Below are 18287 nucleotides of genomic sequence, written 5' to 3' on the forward strand. Positions count from 1 at the left end.
ATGAGTGTTGCTTATCCACTAAAAATAAGAAAGTTGCTGGTTGATTTAATGAAACAGTAATTTTATAATAAATATTATCTACACTGTATAGCATATCAGACATGTTGTTCTTTATTCAACAAACTGTATGGTTACTTTTAAAGCGACAAGTGAAATAATGAACAAAATATGACAATTGAGAAATAATTGAGAACTGGTTTATTTAAGGGGGACTAAAAATGGAATTACTACGGGCAGGAATAGATGTGGGATCAACAACTGTTAAGCTAGTCATTATGGATTCCAACACTAACGTACTTTTTTCAAAGTATGAGCGCCACTACTCGGATGTTAAGGCAGCTAGCTATCGTATTTTAAAAGAAGCTAGTCAAGCGTTAGGCGAGTATTCTTTAACCATGATGATTACAGGATCAGGTGGCATGGGGCTGTCTGAACTACTAGAAATAGAGTTTGTTCAAGAAGTAATCGCATGTACAAGAACGGTTGAAGAACTGATTCCAGAAACAGATGTGGCAATTGAATTAGGCGGAGAAGATGCTAAAATCACCTTTTTTGACGGTGCCTTAGAACAACGCATGAACGGAAGCTGTGCAGGAGGAACTGGGGCTTTTATCGATCAAATGGCAAGCCTTTTAAAAACAGATGCAAATGGCGTTAATGAGTTGGCTAAAAATTATACAACGATTTACCCCATTGCTTCAAGATGTGGTGTTTTTGCGAAAACCGATGTTCAACCGTTGATTAATGAAGGAGCCAGACCGGAAGATATTTCAGTCAGTATTTATCAAGCGGTAGTCAATCAAACGATAGCAGGACTTGCTTCAGGACGTAAAATTCGTGGGAAAGTAGCTTTTTTAGGTGGACCACTTTTCTTTATGAGCGAGCTTAGAAGACGTTTTATTGAAACGTTAAATTTAAATGAAGCAGATATTATTTTCCCAGAGGACCCTCAATTATTTGTGGCTAAAGGTGCTGCTTTTTATTCAGAAAAAACACAACCCCTTACGCTTAATCATTTGCTCAAGCGCTTTGAAGAAGCGGATGAAGAAAGTATGAAACCAAGTGATACATTGCCAACTTTATTTGAAACAGAAGAAGACTTAGCAGAATTTAGAAAGCGACACAATCAATCGAATGTTGTTGAAAAAAATCTTAGCGAGCATCATGGTGTTGCTTTTTTAGGAATCGATGCAGGGTCAACCACGACCAAAGTCACCTTAATTAATTCTCAAGGAGAGTTACTATTCAAATTTTATGGAAATAATGAAGGTCAACCACTAGAGATGACGATGAAGGTATTAAGCGAACTATACTCAAAATTACCGAATGATGTATTTATTGGAAAAACGGCAATTACGGGTTACGGTGAGCACTTGATTAAGAATGCCTTAAAAGTGGATATTGGTGAAGTTGAAACAGTCGCGCATTACAAAGCAGCCAATCGTTTTCAACCAGGAGTCGACTTTATACTAGATATTGGCGGTCAAGATATGAAGGCTATGACGATTAAAAATGGTGCCCTATCCTCTATTCAATTAAATGAGGCTTGTTCCTCAGGTTGTGGTTCATTTATTGAAACATTTGCGAAATCATTAAACACAAAAGTAGAAGAGTTTGCATTGGCTGCAACGAAATCAAACTATCCCGTTGACCTAGGTTCTCGTTGTACCGTTTTTATGAATTCAAAAGTGAAACAAGTTCAAAAGGAAGGTGCTACAATTGGTGATATTTCTGCAGGACTTTCATATTCAGTAATTAAAAATGCACTATACAAGGTTATTAAAATCAAGCGTCCAGAAGATTTAGGCAAAAAAATCGTTTGCCAAGGTGGAACTTTTTATAACGAAGCCGTGCTTCGTGCATTTGAATTGATTAGTGGCAGAGAAGTGATACGACCAGATATCGCAGGTTTAATGGGTGCGTATGGTTGTTCTATTTTAGCGATGGAAGCTTATGTTGAAGGGGATATTTCGACAATTTTACCATTGGAAGAGCTTAAAGAATTTACTTCAGAAAAAGAATTTACCCATTGTGGTTTATGTGAAAACAATTGCATGCTAACAGTGACTATTTTTAACGATGGCCGTCAATTTGTTACTGGAAACCGCTGTGAACGTGGTGCTAGAATTAAAGTCAAAAAAGAAGATAAGAAAATAAATTTGATTGATTACAAATACAAACGTTTATTTAGCTACAAGTCGTTACGCAAAAAACAAGCAACAAGAGGAACGATTGGTTTACCAAGAGTGCTTAATATGTATGAAAATTATCCTTTGTGGCATACTTTTTTTACCCAACTTGGTTTTCGAGTGGAGCTATCGCCTCGTTCTAACAAACAGCTTTATGAGCAAGGAATGGATACAATTCCAAGTGATACAGTTTGTTACCCAGCAAAATTAACTCACGGTCATATCCAAGCATTAATTGACAAGGGTGTTTCTTTAATCTTTTATCCAGGTATTATTTTTGAACAACAGGAATTTAAAGAAGCAGAAAATCAATTTAATTGTCCTATCGTTCAATCTTATCCAGATGTTATTCGCAATAATGTTGATGAAATTCGTGAAGGTCTTGTAGATTATCGAAATCCATTTTTAAATCTTGGCAATCCTACCTCAATGGCAAAAGTCTTAGCTGAAACATTCAAAGACTTAGGAATTTCAAAAGAAGAGATCGACGAAGCGTTGAAAAATGCGTTCATAGAATTAAAACACTTTAAGCAAGACATTCAAAATAAAGGCGAAGAAACCTTAATGATGCTAAATATGAAAGGTGAAAAAGGCATCGTGATGGCAGGTCGCCCTTATCACCTTGATCCAGAAATTAACCATGGAGTGGCAGATGTGATCACGCAAGAAGGTTTCCATGTCTTAACGGAAGACAGTATTTCTCATTTAGGAGATGTTGCAAACTTACGAGTCGTCAATCAATGGGTTTATCATGCTCGTTTATATGCAGCAGCTCGAGTGGTTGCAAAGTCATCCCAATTAGAAATGATTCAATTGAATTCATTTGGCTGTGGATTAGATGCAGTAACGACTGATCAAGTCGAAGAAATCATGGAACAAGCTGGTAAAATTTATACCGTTCTAAAAATTGATGAAGGAGCTAACTTAGGAGCCATTCGAATTCGAATTCGTTCTTTGAAAGCTGCCGTTAGAGAACGAGGAACCCTTCGCTTAGACAACATTAGCGCTGAATTAACAGAAAAGCCACCTGTTGTTGAAAAAATTCAATTTACAAAAGAGATGAAAGCCAAACATACCTTGCTAATGCCAATGATGAGTCCCATTCATCAAAATGGACTTTTTGATGTTGCATTAAGAGCATCTGGCTATAACGTAGCGTCTCTACCTGCAATGGATAAAGGGGCAGTTGATGAAGGTCTAAAATTTGTAAATAATGATGCTTGTTATCCCGCAATTATTTCGATTGGTCAACTAGTTGAAGCTTTACAGAGTGGCGATTATGATTTAGAAAATGTCAGTGTAATGATGACCCAAACAGGCGGAGGGTGTCGTGCTACAAACTACATTCCATTACTTCGAAAAGCCCTTAAAGATTCCGGATTTCCTGATATTCCAGTAGTTTCCATTTCTATGGGAAATCAAGGAGTGGAAAGTAACCCAGGATTCACCTATGATATCAAGATGCTAAAACGAATTTTAGTCGCAGCTATTTATGGAGACTTATTCGAGCGAGTTGTCTATCGCACAAGACCCTATGAAGTTGAAAAAGGCAGTGTGGATGCCTTACACGAAAAATGGTTAAGGAAAGTTAAAACAAATGTTGAAACGGGTTCAATGAGAGCCTTTAATAAAAATATGAAACAGCTTATTCACGACTTTGATACGATTCCTTTAACCGATGAAATCAAACCACGAGTAGGTGTTGTAGGAGAAATTTTAGTGAAATATTCACCGACTGCTAATAATGATTTGATTCGATTATTAGAACAAGAAGGTGCAGAAGCTGTTGTGCCAGATATTATTGGCTTTATGAATTACAGTTTGTATAATCAAATTTGGCGTTATGAAAATATGGGGATTCCTTATAAAACAAAACTAATTTCTCAAGTTGCTATTAAACTAATTGAAATGTGTGAACAACCGATGGACAAGGCTTTATGCAAATCAGAACGTTTTGACGGCATTCACTCCATTTATGATTTGGCTGAAGGAGCATCGAAAGTTCTATCGATCGGAAATCATACAGGCGAAGGCTGGTTCTTAACAGGAGAAATGATTGAGCTTTTAAAATCAGGTGTCAATAACATTGTGTGTATGCAGCCTTTTGGATGTTTGCCAAACCATGTTGTAGGAAAAGGTGCAATAAAAGAGTTACGCAGACAATACAAAGATGCCAATATTGCTGCAATTGATTACGATCCAGGGGTTTCAATTGTTAATCAACTAAATCGAATCAGATTGATGCTTTCAACAGCAACTAAAAATATTGAAAAAGATCCAGAAGCGTTAAAAAAAATGCAAAAAATAACTTAAACAAAGAACCACTTTAATTTAATTATTAAAGTGGTTCTTTGTTGCAAATTTGGTCTATACCAGTTATAATTGGACTATACCAAATACGAGGTGAAGAAAATGAGTACAAAAGTGTTGAAACATGCAACGATTTATACAGGCGAAGGAAAGATTGAAAACGGATTTGTACGATTCAATAAAGAAATTTTAGCAGTAGGTGAGATGAAAGACTTTACCGACGAGCCAAATGATGAAATTATTGATGCAAAAGGAAAAATCATCGTTCCAGGTTTTATTGATGTTCATAGCCACGGAGGCTACGGCTGGGATGCAATGGACGGAAATGCTGACGAAATTGATGCAATGGTTAAAGACATGCAAAAAGAAGGAATCACGTCTTATTTTGCGACAACAATGACTCAATCACACGAAAATATTTCAAAAGCAATGGTAGCAATCAAAGAAGCAGCTAAACGCAACCCAATTATTCAAGGAATTCATTTAGAAGGTCCTTTCGTATCAAAAGTCTTCAAAGGTGCTCAACCTGAAAAATACATCGAAGTTCCAGATGTAGCAGTTTTTGATGAATGGAATCAACTAAGTGGCAATAGGATTCGCTTAGTAACATACGCACCAGAAAACAGTGATGCTTCTGCATTTGAAGAATACTGTGTTGAACACAATATCGTTCCATCAATTGGCCACAGTAACGCAACTCGTGAACAATTATTGACATCAAAAGCTTCTCATATTACGCATTTATACAATGCGCAACGTGGATTACATCACCGTGAACCAGGTGTTACGGGACATGCTTTCTTAGAAGAAAACATTTATACAGAAGTCATTGCTGATGGATTCCATATTCATCCAGACATGATCAAGCTAGCCTATTTAGTCAAAGGCGCAGATCGTATTGAACTTATTACAGATTCAATGCGCGCTAAAGGAATGCCAGAAGGCGAAAGCGAGCTTGGCGGACAAAAAGTAATCGTGAAAGATAAACAAGCACGTCTTGAAACAGGAAATCTAGCAGGTAGTGTTTTAGAATACCAAGATGCTTTCCGTAACATGATGGAATTTACAGGTTGTTCAATTGAAGATGTTGTAAAAATGACATCAGGCAACCAAGCAAGAGAATTTGGCTTGACACAAAAAGGCGCTATCACTGCTGGTAAAGATGCAGATATGGTAGTCTTTGATAAAGATTTACACATCCAAGAAACAATCAGTTTAGGCAATAGCATTCAAGCTAAATAAAATATAAAAAGTAAAAGGTGGATATTACGTTGGACATTATTATTGTAAAAGATCAAGAAGCAGGCGGAAAAAAAGCATTTGAATTAATCAAAGAGGGAATGGAAAAAGACGCTAGAGTATTAGGCTTAGCAACTGGAAGTACACCTATTTCATTATATAAAGAAATGACAGCAAGTGACGTTGATTTTTCGGATATGATTTCAATCAATTTAGACGAATATGTTGGTTTAAGTGGGGAAGATACACAAAGCTATCGCTATTTCATGAACGAAAACCTATTCAATCAAAAACCATTTAAAGAAATGTACGTTCCAAATGGCATGGCAGATGCTGAAACAGAATGCAAACATTACGATGATATCATTGCTGCTAATCCAGTTGATATTCAAATTTTAGGAATCGGTGGCAATGCTCATATCGGTTTCAATGAGCCAGGAACACCATTTGATTCAACAACACATAAAGTTGCTTTAACAGAATCAACAATCGAAGCAAATACACGCTTCTTTGACAAAGCAGAAGATGTACCGCGTTTTGCTTATTCAATGGGAATCGCATCAATTATGGCTGCTAAAAAAATTATTTTAATTGCTTATGGTGAAGGTAAAGCAGAAGCAATCAAAGCAACGATTGAAGGAAAAGTAACCGAAGAAGTACCAGCAAGTATTTTACAAAACCATAAAAATGTTGTTATAATTATGGATGAGTCAGCAGCGAAATTACTTCAAAAGTAGGAGTGAACTAATTATGGGGGCAAGCACACCTGTTTATATTCAAATTCATAACCAAATTCGCAAAGAAATTGAAGAAGGTAAGTGGGCTGTGGGCGAAAGAATTCCCTCAGAAAGAGAATTATCCACTTTTTTTAATGTCAGTCGAATGACATTACGTCAAGCTATTCAAACGCTTGTAGATGAAGGAATCTTAGAACGAAAGATTGGTTCAGGAACCTTTGTTGCACGTCAAAAAGTTCAAGAGCAAATGTCTGGCATTGATAGTTTTACCGATATTATGCTTTCTCAAGGAAGAAAGCCAACGAGTAAAACTGTTTCTTATCATGTTAAGCCTGCAAGCTTTAGCGAAGCTGAAAAACTTCAATTAGAAGAAGAAACATCTGTTTTAAGAATGGAACGCATTCGGTATGCCGATGGGATTCCAATTTGTTTTGAAGTAGCAACGATACCTTTTCATTTAGTAGAATCCTTAAGTAAACCAGAAGTGACTCGTTCGCTATATAAAACATTGGAACTTGAAAAAGGGTTAGTGATCGGTCGTGCTGAACAGACTGTTTCGGCTATGTTAGCATCAGAAAAGATCTCAGAGTATTTAGATATCAAAAGAGGCGAAGCTGTGCTTAGATTGAAGCAAATCAGCTATTTTGTAGATGGCAAGCCCTTTGAGTATGTACGAACGCAGTATGTAGGGAATCGTTTTGAATTCTATTTAGAAAAAAATAATTAAAAAAAGAGTACAATCCCAATTAATTGGGATTGTACTCTTTTTCGGTTGAATCTATTTGATTACTATTATCATTAGTTATTTCGGAAGATGATGAATCAACCGCTTCGTCTGAACTTGAGTCTACTTCACTATTCGTTGTTTCAAGATTAAGATGAAGTTGCAACTCTTGTTGAATTGAGCTAAGAGACTCATTTGTCGGCTCCCATACGTAAACTTCTTGACCATAAGAAGGAATGTAGTAAAGGTAACTATCTTTTCCTTCTAAATTAAGTGTTTCAATATTTTTTGCAACAGAGCTGTAATTATTGAGTAAATCCCAAAGTTCACTGCCTGTAAAATTTGTTTCTACATTTTTACCAACAGCTTGAAAAATCGAATTAAAATTAGTTAAGCTAGTAATACTCAAACCTTTTTCAACGACTTTTTGAATGACTTCTTTTTGTCTTTCCTGTCTTCCAAAATCACCAGCAGGATCTTGTTTTCGCATACGGGCGTATTGGAGCGCTTGATTTCCATCTAAACTGTAACTTCCTTTATCCAAAGAAACGCCATCTAATTCAAAGGGATATTCATTTACAACATCGATTCCACCAACGGCATCAACTAAATCTACCATGCCTTCCATATTGATTTTTGCATAGTAATGGATTGGAATGCCTAAATATTTTTCTACAGTTTGAACAGCTAAGTTGATACCGCCGTATGCATACGCGGCATTGATTTTGTCTTTTCCTTTATTCTGTGGAAGATTAACAAAGGTATCTCTAGGAAGTGAAATTAGTTTAACACTGTCTAGTTTTGGATTAACAGTAGCAACTAAAATTGAATCACTTCGACCACTATCTTCTGGTCTCTCATCAACTCCTAAGAGCAAGATAGAAAAAGGCTCCTTGTTTTTTAATTTAACGGGAGTGGGTCTTGGACTAGTGGAGGTAGAAGTTAATGACTCTCCTTGGATATCATTTAAAACTTGATTAGTAGCTAGTGCGAAATATGTAAAATACCCAATAATGGCTAGTAGTACACAAGAGAAGATACTAATTAGAATTATTTTTCGTTTCTTTTTTTTTCGTTGTTTTTCGGCTTTATAACGGTCGGCTCTCATTAAATTTCTCCTAAATTTTAATTATTTATTAAGTGTAGATGATTTTTAAAGAAATTGCAATTGTATTATGGATTTTTAATTTGTATAATGAATGTTGAAGCAAGCCGATAATGAAAGTAGGTTTTTTTATGTATAATATGTTCCATATCGTTGTTATGTTAGTAGCTACAATGATTCTATCATTAGTTTTGACTCCATTAGTTAGACAACTAGCTTTTAAAATAGGTGCCACTGATAAACCAGATGCAAGAAGAGTAAATAAAAAAGAAATGCCTACAATAGGTGGATTTGCTATTTATTTGGCCTTCTTTATTTCAATGTTTTTTATGTTGCCAATCCCATTTGATCAAGTATTTCCAATCTTTCTTGGAGGAACGATCATTATTATTACAGGAATGATAGATGATATTAAGGAACTAAGTCCCAAAATGAAATTAATTGGAATTGTTCTCGCATCATTAGTGATTTACTTTTATGCCGGTATAAAAATGGACATGGTAACTTTACCATTTCTTGGAACCTTTAACTTAGGTATATTTAGCTTTCCAGTAACTATTATTTGGATTTTGGCTATTACAAATGCGGTTAATTTAATAGATGGATTAGATGGACTAGCATCAGGAGTTTCTATTATTGCATTAACAACTATGGGAATTATAGGATACTTCTTTTTAACAATTGCAAGTATCAATATTCCAATTATGATATTTGCTTTAGTAGCAGCTTTAATTGGATTCCTTCCCTATAATTTTTACCCAGCAAAAATATTTTTAGGCGATACTGGAGCTTTATTTTTAGGGTTTATGATATCTGTAATGTCTCTTCAAGGTTTAAAAAATGTAACTTTCTTGTCTGTGATCATTCCAGTAGTTATTTTAGGTGTTCCAATTACAGATACAATTTATGCAATGCTTCGTAGGTACTTAAATAATAAGCCGATTTCTAGCGCAGATAAAATGCACTTACATCATCGTTTAATGTCATTAGGTTTAACGCATAGACAGACTGTTTTAGTTATTTATAGCTTAGCTGTTATTTTTTCTTTTACTGCGTTGCTTTATAAAATTTCTACTTTATGGGGATCAATTTTATTGACTATAAGTTTGTTAGTGGGTTTGGAGCTATTTGTAGAATTAATAGGTTTAGTAGGCGAAAAACATCAGCCACTTCTTTCAAGATTTAAAAAATTTGCTAATCGAAATAACGAGGAAGGTAAATAATAGTTACAAAAAGTCCAATAATTTTGCTGTTTAGTTTAGTAATAAAAAAGAAAAAAGCTCCTTGAAATTTCTCAAGGAGTTTTTTTCTAATTGCTTTGATAATAAGTAGGAGAGCTGTCCATTTCAGAGCTATCACTTTCATAATTACCAATACCATTTGTCTTAAATTCATAATTTGAGCTGTCAGTTTCATTTTTACTATCTAGTCCCATAGAAACTCTTAAACGATGACTAATAAAGTCAACACTGTCAGGATACAACTCAACCATACTTGCACCATCTAATGTGAAATCGGTCCAGTCAAACACATAAGAATTAAACTTGTACGTACCATCAATTCCAGTTTGAGCAATAGATAACATTTCATTGAATTTTAAATTAGTTTTCATATTAGAGCCAGCTGCTTTAATTACATTTGAATATTTAGTGATAGAGCCAGCAGACATCGCTTTATCAACAATTGCCTTTAAAATTAGTTGTTGGCGTTCACCGCGTTTTACATCATTATCAATATGCCGAGTCCTAGCTAAAGCAAGTGCTTGTTCACCGTTTAAATGTTGTCTGCCTTTTTCTAAGGTAACTTCACCGTTTCCTAGTGTGTTCGTATCTGTAAAGGATACTGGAACATCGACTTCAATTCCACCAAGAGCATCAACAATTTCTAGGAAAGAGTCAAAGTTAAACGTAACATAATAATTAATAGGAACATTTAAAAGATTTTCAACAGTAGCAATACTAGCTTCTTCCTCACCATAAGTGTAAGCAACGTTGATTTTGTCTTTTCCGTTAAATTTGTTTGATTTTATTTTTGTATAGGTATCACGTGGGATACTTACCATATTGATTTCGTGTGATTTAGGATTGATTGTTAAGTAAATTAAAGCATCCGTTCGTGCACTGCCGAGTTGTCTAGCAGAATCATCGTCAATTCCCATTACCAAAATTGAAATGGTATCTTCAATAGGATTTACTTTTACAGTTTTTCCATTTTTAGTAATCGTATTATTGGTTCCAGATAATTCGTGATAAGAATCATCTACTGTTTTTTTAGCTTCTGCATATAGTTTTGCTCCATAAGTAACGGCAGCCAGAACTAATACTAGTAAAGGAATTAAAATAATTAAGGTTAAGTTTTTTTTCTTTCTCTTCCGCTTTAGAGGGGAAGAAGTTACAGGTTCTAGTTTATTTTTTTTCACAGTCATTCTCCTTGTAAGTGTACTTAGCTAAAAATAGTCTTTATTATTTTATCATGAAAGCCATTGCTGAAAACGTAAGCTTTTATTAAGAAGAGACATCGATTCTTTTTTCACAGTAACTTTTATCTCCTATTTTGAATGATATTTGACCATTTAAGAGATTGGTCAATTCTTCTTTTATTTCAGATATGAATAACTCACTAACAAAAAAGGTTACGATTACTTTTTCTGTGTAGGCAATGTCTTTAATCGTATAATTTTCTTGGTTTAAAAAGTATTCAAGTTTCCCTGAATCAGGATAAGAAATTGTAGCAATAATTTCAGTTTGTAAACTTTTTTCAACGATACCAAGTTCTTGAAGTGCAGTGCTCACAGATTTGCTATAAGCGCGTATCAAACCACCTGCACCAAGTTTTGTACCGCCAAAATAGCGAGTTACAACCACAACAACATTTTTTAACTTCATTTTTTTTAAAACTTCTAGCATTGGAACGCCCGCAGTACCACTTGGTTCGCCATCATCATAAGCTCGTTGATGTTCATCATTATCACCGATTAGATAAGCCGCACAATTGTGGTTTGCTTTCCAGTGTTCTTTTTTGATGGTTTGAATAAATTCAGTAGCCTGTAATTCGTCAGTAACTCTTTTAGCATGGCAAATAAAGCGAGATTTCTTGATTTCAATTTCAATGATGCCATCTTGATAAAGTGTTTGATAGGTTTTCAGCATAGAGAGTTCCTTCCTCTAACATAATCTTAATTTACATTATAAACGAAAAATGTGAGGAATGTTAGTAGATATTGTTAAGAATATCAGTTTTTAATAGGAATAAACAGGGTTCCATTAAATTGAAAATAATTTGTAATGAATGTAACAAAAAGTAAAACTGCATAAATCGTCAACGTAGGGATCCTTTTAAATAAAAAAATCTTATTTTTAATAAGACGGGTGTCGAAAAATGTGCTATAATTAATCCTTGAATATAACAATAACGCTGAAAATGTAACGATACATGAGTAAATAGTGGGGTGGAAAGTTGAAAATTGCAATTGTAACAGATAGCACTGCTTACTTAACACATGAGCAATATAAACAAAATAACATTTATATGTTGCCACTTTCCGTTGTGGTAGGCAATGAAGTTTACCGAGAAGAAGTTGATATTACGAGTGAAGAGTTTTTTGAAAAAGTTCGTACTATGGAAAACTTACCAACCAGTTCTCAACCTACAACAGGAGAAATTGTCACATTGTTTGAACAATTGGCTAAAGATTATGACGCTGTTATTAGTGTTCATTTATCTAGTAAAATAAGTGGAACGTATCAAAATGTTGCAGGTGCTGCTTCAATGGTAGAAGGCATAAAAGTTTTTCCTTATGATTCTGGGATTAGCTGTATGGCCCAAGGGTACTTTGCGTTAGAGGGTGCACGAATGGCTAAGCATGGTGCAACTGTTGAAGAAATTCTAACTGCTTTTGATGAAATGCAAAAAACACTTAGGGCCTATTTCATGGTAGACGATTTGAATCATCTAGTCCGTGGAGGCAGACTATCTAATGGTGCTGCTATTTTAGGCTCAATGTTAAAAATTAAACCTATTTTGCACTTTGAAGACAAAGAAATTGTTGTTTTTGAAAAAATTCGTTCTTCAAAAAAAGCATTAAAACGAATTGAAGGTATGTTGGTAGAAGATAGCGAAAAAGGCTATCCAATCGTTGCCACAATCATTCATGCGAATGCAGAAGAAGAAGCTTTAAAATGGAAGAAACATTTAGAAAAAACCTTGCCAACGGTTCGGTTTGAATTAAGTTATTTTGGTCCAGTAATAGGTACTCATTTAGGTGAGGGAGCGTTAGGCATGGCTTGGATTGAAGATAGAAATAGAAGTCATCCTTATTAAAATTTTTTTTGAATAGCAATTATTTTGAAAGTCGATAGAAAATCTATCGGCTTTTTTTGCGTATAGTTTAATAGAAAGGAGGAATTGTGGTGATAGAATTGCTTTTTGGTAGACACCTCTTAAAAGATGAAATCAATCACCAACTAGACGTGACAATGATTTCAAATCTGATTGTGGAGAATGGGTTTCAAGAAAAAACAGAAAGTCAAATAAGCTGTAATCGTTGTGGAGAAACAAATAAGCAAAAGCGTCAAGTAGCCCCCTGTGTCTGTAAAAGAGAGTGCTATTACTGTACCAACTGTCTTCAAATGGGAAAGGTGAAAAAATGTAGCTCTTTATTTTCAGTAGCTGAACCGAATCGTATGTCATGTAACCAATCCAATCTTCTAACGTGGCGTGGGGTATTGTCTCAACAACAATCAATGGCTTCAAAAACAATCAAAAAAGCTATCGATTTAAATACAACTCATCTGATTTGGGCGGTGGCAGGAGCTGGAAAAACAGAAATGATATTTGCTGGAATTGAGAAGGCATTAAATCAGGGGAAACGCGTATGTATCGCTTCACCTAGAGTGGATGTTTGTTTGGAATTAGCGCCACGTTTAAAAAATGCCTTCGGTCATACGACAGTAGCCTTACTATATGGATCTAGTGAAGAACGTTATCAATATACCTCTTTAGTTGTTGCAACAACTCACCAGTTAATGCGATTTAAAGAAGCTTTTGATGTATTAATTATTGATGAAATTGATGCTTTCCCATTTCATTCAGATAGAGGGCTTCATTTTGCTGTTAATAAAGCTGTAAAAAAAGAAAAAACCTTGATTTATTTAACAGCAACACCAAGTAAAGAAATGCAAAAAGCAATTACTAATAATCAACTAATAGCTACGATTTTACCCGCCAGATATCACGGTTATCCATTGCCTGAACCTACAACCAACTGGGTAGGTGATTGGCGAAAGCAGTTGTCGTTAAATAAAATACCAAAAAAATTAAAACAAATACTAGCAAAACTTATTCATAACGAGCGACGTTTTCTCTTATTTGTCCCGAAAATTGAACTTATGGAAAAACTAGCATACTTGATTCAAGAATGTTTCCCAACTCAATTATTTTTAAGCGTCTATTCTGCTGACGAAAAAAGAAAAGAGAGTGTTTTAAAGATGAGGGCAGAACGGTTGTCAGGTTTATTAACAACCACAATTCTCGAAAGAGGTGTGACATTTAGAGATATCGATGTTCTCGTTTTAGGAGCAGAAGACCAAACTTTCACAGAAGCATCGCTTGTACAAATTGCAGGAAGAGTGGGTAGACACCCTGAATTTCCTAAAGGAGAGGTACTATTTTTACATTATGGACAAACCAAAGCAATGAAAGGTGCGATTAAGCAAATAAAAACAATGAATCAACTTGCTAAAAAGAAAGGGTTGTTAAATGAATGTTAGATTGTCTTTTTTGCGGACAACAAGAAATAAAAAAAATAATGCTAAAAGAAATTTTATTTTTTACCAAAATAACAGAGGGAAAATTATGTAGAAAATGCAAAAAAAATTTAGTAGTGTTAAAAAAATTTGCAACTTGTAGAGGATGTGGTAGGAAACTTAAAGATAGTAAGCTGTGTGAAGATTGCCTAAAATGGCAAGTCAAATACCCAAAAGTTGAATTAAGACATTTGGCTTTATATGAGTACAATCTGTTTATCAAAGAGTGGATGGAAAGATTTAAGTTTCAAGGAGACTATCGCTTAAGAAATCTATTCAATGAAGAAGTGAAAGCCATTTTTAAAACTTATAAAAAAGAGATTGTTATACCAGTTCCAATTAGTCAATTAAGTTACCAAAAAAGAGGTTTTAATCAAGTGACAGCTATTTTGAAAGCAGCAGAGATTCCATATACAGATTGTTTAATTAATGAAAAAAATCAGCTAAAACAATCTAGTAAAACTAGAAAAGAAAGATTACAAATGGAACAGCCATTTCATTTAATAAAGGAAAAAGCAGAATTTATCAAAAATCAATCCCTCGTAATTGTTGATGATGTATATACAACAGGAAGAACAATCCTCTATGCGAAGGACATTTTAATCAAACATGGAGCTAGAAATGTTAGAAGTTTTTCAATTGCTCGATAAAAAAAGAGAATTGTAGCTTATTTTGTTTGTCAATTAAAGCGCTATCCTTTATAATTGAATTAAGGATAACATCGTAGTGAGTGGTCCCTATGATGTTCCACATTCTGGCATATCGTCAGATGAAAGGGGAGAGTGTTTATGTTTAAATATAATGTCCGTGGCGAAAATATTGAAGTGACTGGGGCAATCCGCAGTTACGTTGAAAAAAAAGTAGGAAAATTGGAGAAATATTTTAGTGATACACCTGATGCAACTGCACATGTGAATTTAAAAGTATACTCTGATAAAACTGCTAAAGTAGAGGTAACCATTCCACTACCATATTTGGTTCTACGTGCAGAAGAAACCTCACCTGATTTATACGCGAGTGTGGATTTAGTAGTGGACAAATTAGAAAGACAAATGCGTAAATATAAAACTAAAATCAATCGTAAATCTCGTGAAAAAGGGTTTGATTTTATCGTTCCCGACGAAGCAACGCTTGACTCACAAGGAGAGCTTGATATTGTCCGTACAAAACGAGTGTCACTAAAACCAATGGACAGTGAAGAAGCTGCTCTACAAATGGATATGTTAGGACATAATTTCTTTATCTTTGAAGACGCTGAGACAAACGGTACAAGTATTGTTTATCGTCGTAAAGATGGTAAATATGGCTTGATTGAAACCAATTAAAGGAAACACCCAATCTTTATTTTTAAGATTGGGTGTTTTTTTATGGAAAAATAAAAAATACCTCTAAAGGGCGCTATAAAGAAATTTAGCAAAGTCAATAACGGAAACATAACGATTATATCTAAAAAAAGGTTCCAATTATCAATAACAAGTGATAAAATTAAAAAGATAGCACTTACCAGCTAATAAGGGTATAATTATTTGAGATAAATAGAATTTTAGATAAATCTTAAACTAAACTAATAAAAATAGAATGAACAACAAAGAGGAGAAAGATTGATGGCAAATTTTTTAAAAAATTTAATTGAAAATGACAAAAAAGAAATTAAGAGTCTAGACAGAGTAGCAAATAAAGTAGAAGCATATGCAGACCGCATGGCAGCTTTAACAGATGAAGAATTACAGGCTAAAACACCTGAGTTTAAAAAACGCTATCAAGCAGGCGAAACACTTGATGATTTATTACCAGAAGCTTTTGCAGTTGTTCGTGAAGCAGCCAAACGTGTTTTAGGTCTTTACCCATACCACGTGCAATTAATGGGTGGTATTACTCTTCATAAAGGAAATATTCCAGAGATGAAAACAGGTGAAGGTAAAACGTTAACAGCAACGATGCCCGTTTATTTAAACGCGCTTGCAGGTGAAGGCGTACACGTTGTAACTGTTAATGAATATTTAGCAAGTCGTGATGCAACTGAAATGGGTGAATTGTATGAATTTTTAGGTTTAACTGTAGGGTTGAATTTAAATTCTAAAAGTGCCGAAGAAAAACGTGCAGCTTACGCATGCGATATTACTTATACAACCAATAATGAACTAGGTTTTGATTATTTACGCGATAACATGGTCGTATACCGTGAACAAATGGTACAACGTCCTCTTAGCTATGCCATCGTGGATGAAGTGGATTCAATTTTAATTGACGAAGCTAGAACCCCGTTAATTATTTCAGGACAAGCTGAAAAATCAACTGTTCTGTATACGAAAGCAGATCAATTTGCTAAAGGGTTAAAAGCGGAAGAAGACTATACAATCGATGTTCAATCTAAAACCATTGGATTAACAGAAGAAGGTATGGTGAAAGCAGAACGAGCATTTGGTGTTGAAAACTTATATGACATCGACAATACAGCATTGATTCACCATGTGGATCAAGCATTACGTGCAAACTACATCATGTTATTAGATATCGATTACGTAGTTCAAGAAGGCGAAGTGCTAATTGTTGACCAATTTACTGGTCGTATTATGGATGGTCGTCGTTATTCTGACGGACTTCACCAAGCGATTGAAGCAAAAGAAGGCGTAGAAATTGAAAACGAGTCAAAAACAATGGCTAACGTTACTTTCCAAAATTACTTCCGTATGTATAAAAAATTAGCAGGAATGACTGGTACTGCTAAAACAGAACAAGAAGAATTCCGTGAAATCTACAACATTCAAGTAGTAGAAATCCCAACCAATAAACCAATTATTCGTGATGACCGTCCGGATTTATTATATGCAACATTAACCAGCAAGTTCAATGCTGTTGTAGAAGAAATCAAAGAACGTCATGCAAAAGGTCAACCAATCCTAGTAGGTACAGTTGCTGTTGAAACATCAGAATTACTTTCAAACCTTTTAACAAAAGCGGGTATTCATCATGAAGTTTTAAATGCAAAAAATCACTTTAAAGAAGCTGAAATCATTACAAGTGCTGGTCAAAAAGGTGCTGTAACAATCGCAACCAATATGGCTGGACGTGGTACCGATATTAAACTTGGTGCAGGCGTACTTGAAGTTGGTGGACTATGCGTCATTGGTACAGAACGTCACGAATCTCGTCGTATTGATAATCAATTACGTGGACGTGCAGGACGTCAAGGAGATCCTGGTATCACTCAATTCTATTTATCATTAGAAGATGAATTAATGAAACGTTTTGGTTCAGAACGTATCCAAGCAATCCTTGAGCGTATGAAAGTTCAAGATGAAGATATCTTGATTCAAAGTAAAATGATTTCACGTCAAGTTGAATCGGCTCAAAAACGTGTTGAAGGAAATAACTATGACACGCGTAAAAACGTTTTAGAGTATGATGACGTAATGCGTGAACAACGTGAGATTATTTATGGACAACGTTTAGAAGTCATCATGGCAGAAGAATCATTAAGAAAAATTACAATTCCAATGATTAAACGTACAATTGATCGTATCGTTGATATAAACACACAAGGACCAAAAGAAGAGTGGAACTTACAAGGAATTCATGATTTTGCAACATCTGCAATTGTTCATGAAGACAGTTTAAAAGTAAGTGATTTAGAAAATAAATCTCCTGAAGAAATCAAAGCTTTGTTATTAGAAAAAGCTGAGAAAATTTACCAAGCTAAAGAGCAACAGTTAAATAGTACAGATCAAATTCTTGAATTTGAAAAAGTAGTTGTTTTACGTGTTGTTGATAGCAAATGGACTGACCATATTGATACAATGGATCAATTAAGACAAGGTATTGGCTTAAGAGCATACGCTCAAACAAATCCATTAGTTGAGTACCAAGCAGAAGGCTTCAAATTATTTGAAGAAATGATTGCAGCAATTGATTACGATGTTACTCGTTTACTAATGAAATCTGAAATTAGACAAAACCTTCAAAGAGAACAAGTAGCTCAAGGAACACCTGCTCGTTCATCTGGTGATGGAGATGTTGTTGAAGCAGCAAAATCAAAACCAGTCAAAGTTGAAGATAAAATTGGACGTAATGATCCTTGTCCATGTGGTAGTGGTAAGAAATACAAAAACTGTCACGGAAAAGGTAAAGTTTAAGAACTAAATTAGAGTAAAGAACACGATTTGGTTGCGACCAAGTCGT

At 34.8% G+C, this 18287-nt stretch carries 13 protein-coding genes; 10 read left to right on the plus strand and 3 right to left on the minus strand.

The features are described 5' to 3' along the window. Positions 1-218 precede the first annotated feature (218 nt). The 4 genes from AC07SW_RS03560 (at position 219) to AC07SW_RS03575 (ending at position 7202) form a co-directional block, all read left to right on the plus strand. The gene (locus AC07SW_RS03560; protein ID WP_494632246.1) at positions 219-4502 is read left to right on the plus strand and encodes an acyl-CoA dehydratase activase-related protein; all 4284 of its coding nucleotides are present in this window, start codon (positions 219-221) and stop codon (positions 4500-4502) included. A gap of 99 nt (positions 4503-4601) precedes the next feature. Next, positions 4602-5741 carry an N-acetylglucosamine-6-phosphate deacetylase gene (gene nagA, locus AC07SW_RS03565; protein WP_463685384.1) on the plus strand — a complete coding sequence of 380 codons (1140 nt, stop codon included), beginning with the start codon at positions 4602-4604 and terminating at the stop codon, positions 5739-5741. 29 nt (positions 5742-5770) lie between these two features. Then, positions 5771-6475, plus strand: coding sequence for a glucosamine-6-phosphate deaminase (locus tag AC07SW_RS03570; RefSeq protein WP_311908288.1), 705 nt, complete (start codon positions 5771-5773; stop codon positions 6473-6475). Between the two features lie 13 nt (positions 6476-6488). Continuing rightward, positions 6489-7202, plus strand: a complete 714-nt coding sequence (locus AC07SW_RS03575; RefSeq protein ID WP_034571456.1) for a GntR family transcriptional regulator — start codon at positions 6489-6491, stop codon at positions 7200-7202. A gap of 19 nt (positions 7203-7221) precedes the next feature. On the opposite strand, the gene AC07SW_RS03580 is transcribed toward AC07SW_RS03575, so the two are convergent. After that, entirely contained in the window at positions 7222-8307 is a 1086-nt protein-coding gene (locus tag AC07SW_RS03580; protein WP_135017618.1) for an LCP family glycopolymer transferase, read from the minus strand. A 137-nt stretch (positions 8308-8444) separates the two neighbouring features. Between AC07SW_RS03580 and AC07SW_RS03585 the strand changes: the two genes are divergently transcribed. Continuing rightward, entirely contained in the window at positions 8445-9527 is a 1083-nt protein-coding gene (locus tag AC07SW_RS03585) for a glycosyltransferase family 4 protein (RefSeq protein ID WP_463685396.1), read from the plus strand. Positions 9528-9613: 86 nt separating this feature from the next. Here AC07SW_RS03585 and AC07SW_RS03590 read toward each other — a convergent pair whose 3' ends face one another. Together AC07SW_RS03590 and AC07SW_RS03595 are read right to left on the minus strand one after the other, a co-directional pair. Continuing rightward, positions 9614-10723, minus strand: a complete 1110-nt coding sequence (locus tag AC07SW_RS03590; RefSeq protein ID WP_463685387.1) for an LCP family protein — start codon at positions 10721-10723, stop codon at positions 9614-9616. An 85-nt stretch (positions 10724-10808) separates the two neighbouring features. Next, on the minus strand, positions 10809-11453 hold the full coding sequence (locus AC07SW_RS03595) for a YigZ family protein (RefSeq protein WP_494632248.1): 645 nt from the start codon (positions 11451-11453) through the stop codon (positions 10809-10811). A 307-nt stretch (positions 11454-11760) separates the two neighbouring features. On the opposite strand from AC07SW_RS03595, the gene AC07SW_RS03600 reads away from it, so the two are divergent. The 5 genes from AC07SW_RS03600 to secA all read left to right on the plus strand — a co-directional run bounded on the left by AC07SW_RS03600 (position 11761) and on the right by secA (position 18241). After that, positions 11761-12624, plus strand: a complete 864-nt coding sequence (locus AC07SW_RS03600; RefSeq protein ID WP_119907619.1) for a DegV family protein — start codon at positions 11761-11763, stop codon at positions 12622-12624. Between the two features lie 89 nt (positions 12625-12713). Then, positions 12714-14072: an ATP-dependent helicase ComFA gene (locus tag AC07SW_RS03605; RefSeq protein WP_494632249.1), complete on the plus strand. Its 1359-nt coding sequence runs from the start codon at positions 12714-12716 to the stop codon at positions 14070-14072. Continuing rightward, positions 14066-14758 (plus strand): ComF family protein, encoded by a 693-nt coding sequence (locus AC07SW_RS03610; RefSeq protein ID WP_135017621.1) that lies wholly within the window; start codon positions 14066-14068, stop codon positions 14756-14758. Before AC07SW_RS03605 ends, AC07SW_RS03610 begins: the two co-directional genes overlap by 7 nt. Before the next feature lie 138 nt (positions 14759-14896). Beyond that, positions 14897-15433: a ribosome hibernation-promoting factor, HPF/YfiA family gene (gene hpf / locus AC07SW_RS03615; RefSeq protein ID WP_034571442.1), complete on the plus strand. Its 537-nt coding sequence runs from the start codon at positions 14897-14899 to the stop codon at positions 15431-15433. Between the two features lie 279 nt (positions 15434-15712). Next, positions 15713-18241 (plus strand): preprotein translocase subunit SecA, encoded by a 2529-nt coding sequence (gene secA / locus AC07SW_RS03620; RefSeq protein WP_135022448.1) that lies wholly within the window; start codon positions 15713-15715, stop codon positions 18239-18241. Positions 18242-18287: the final 46 nt, after the last annotated feature.

The sequence above is a fragment of the Carnobacterium sp. GW821-FHT04C06 genome (assembly GCF_059420345.1).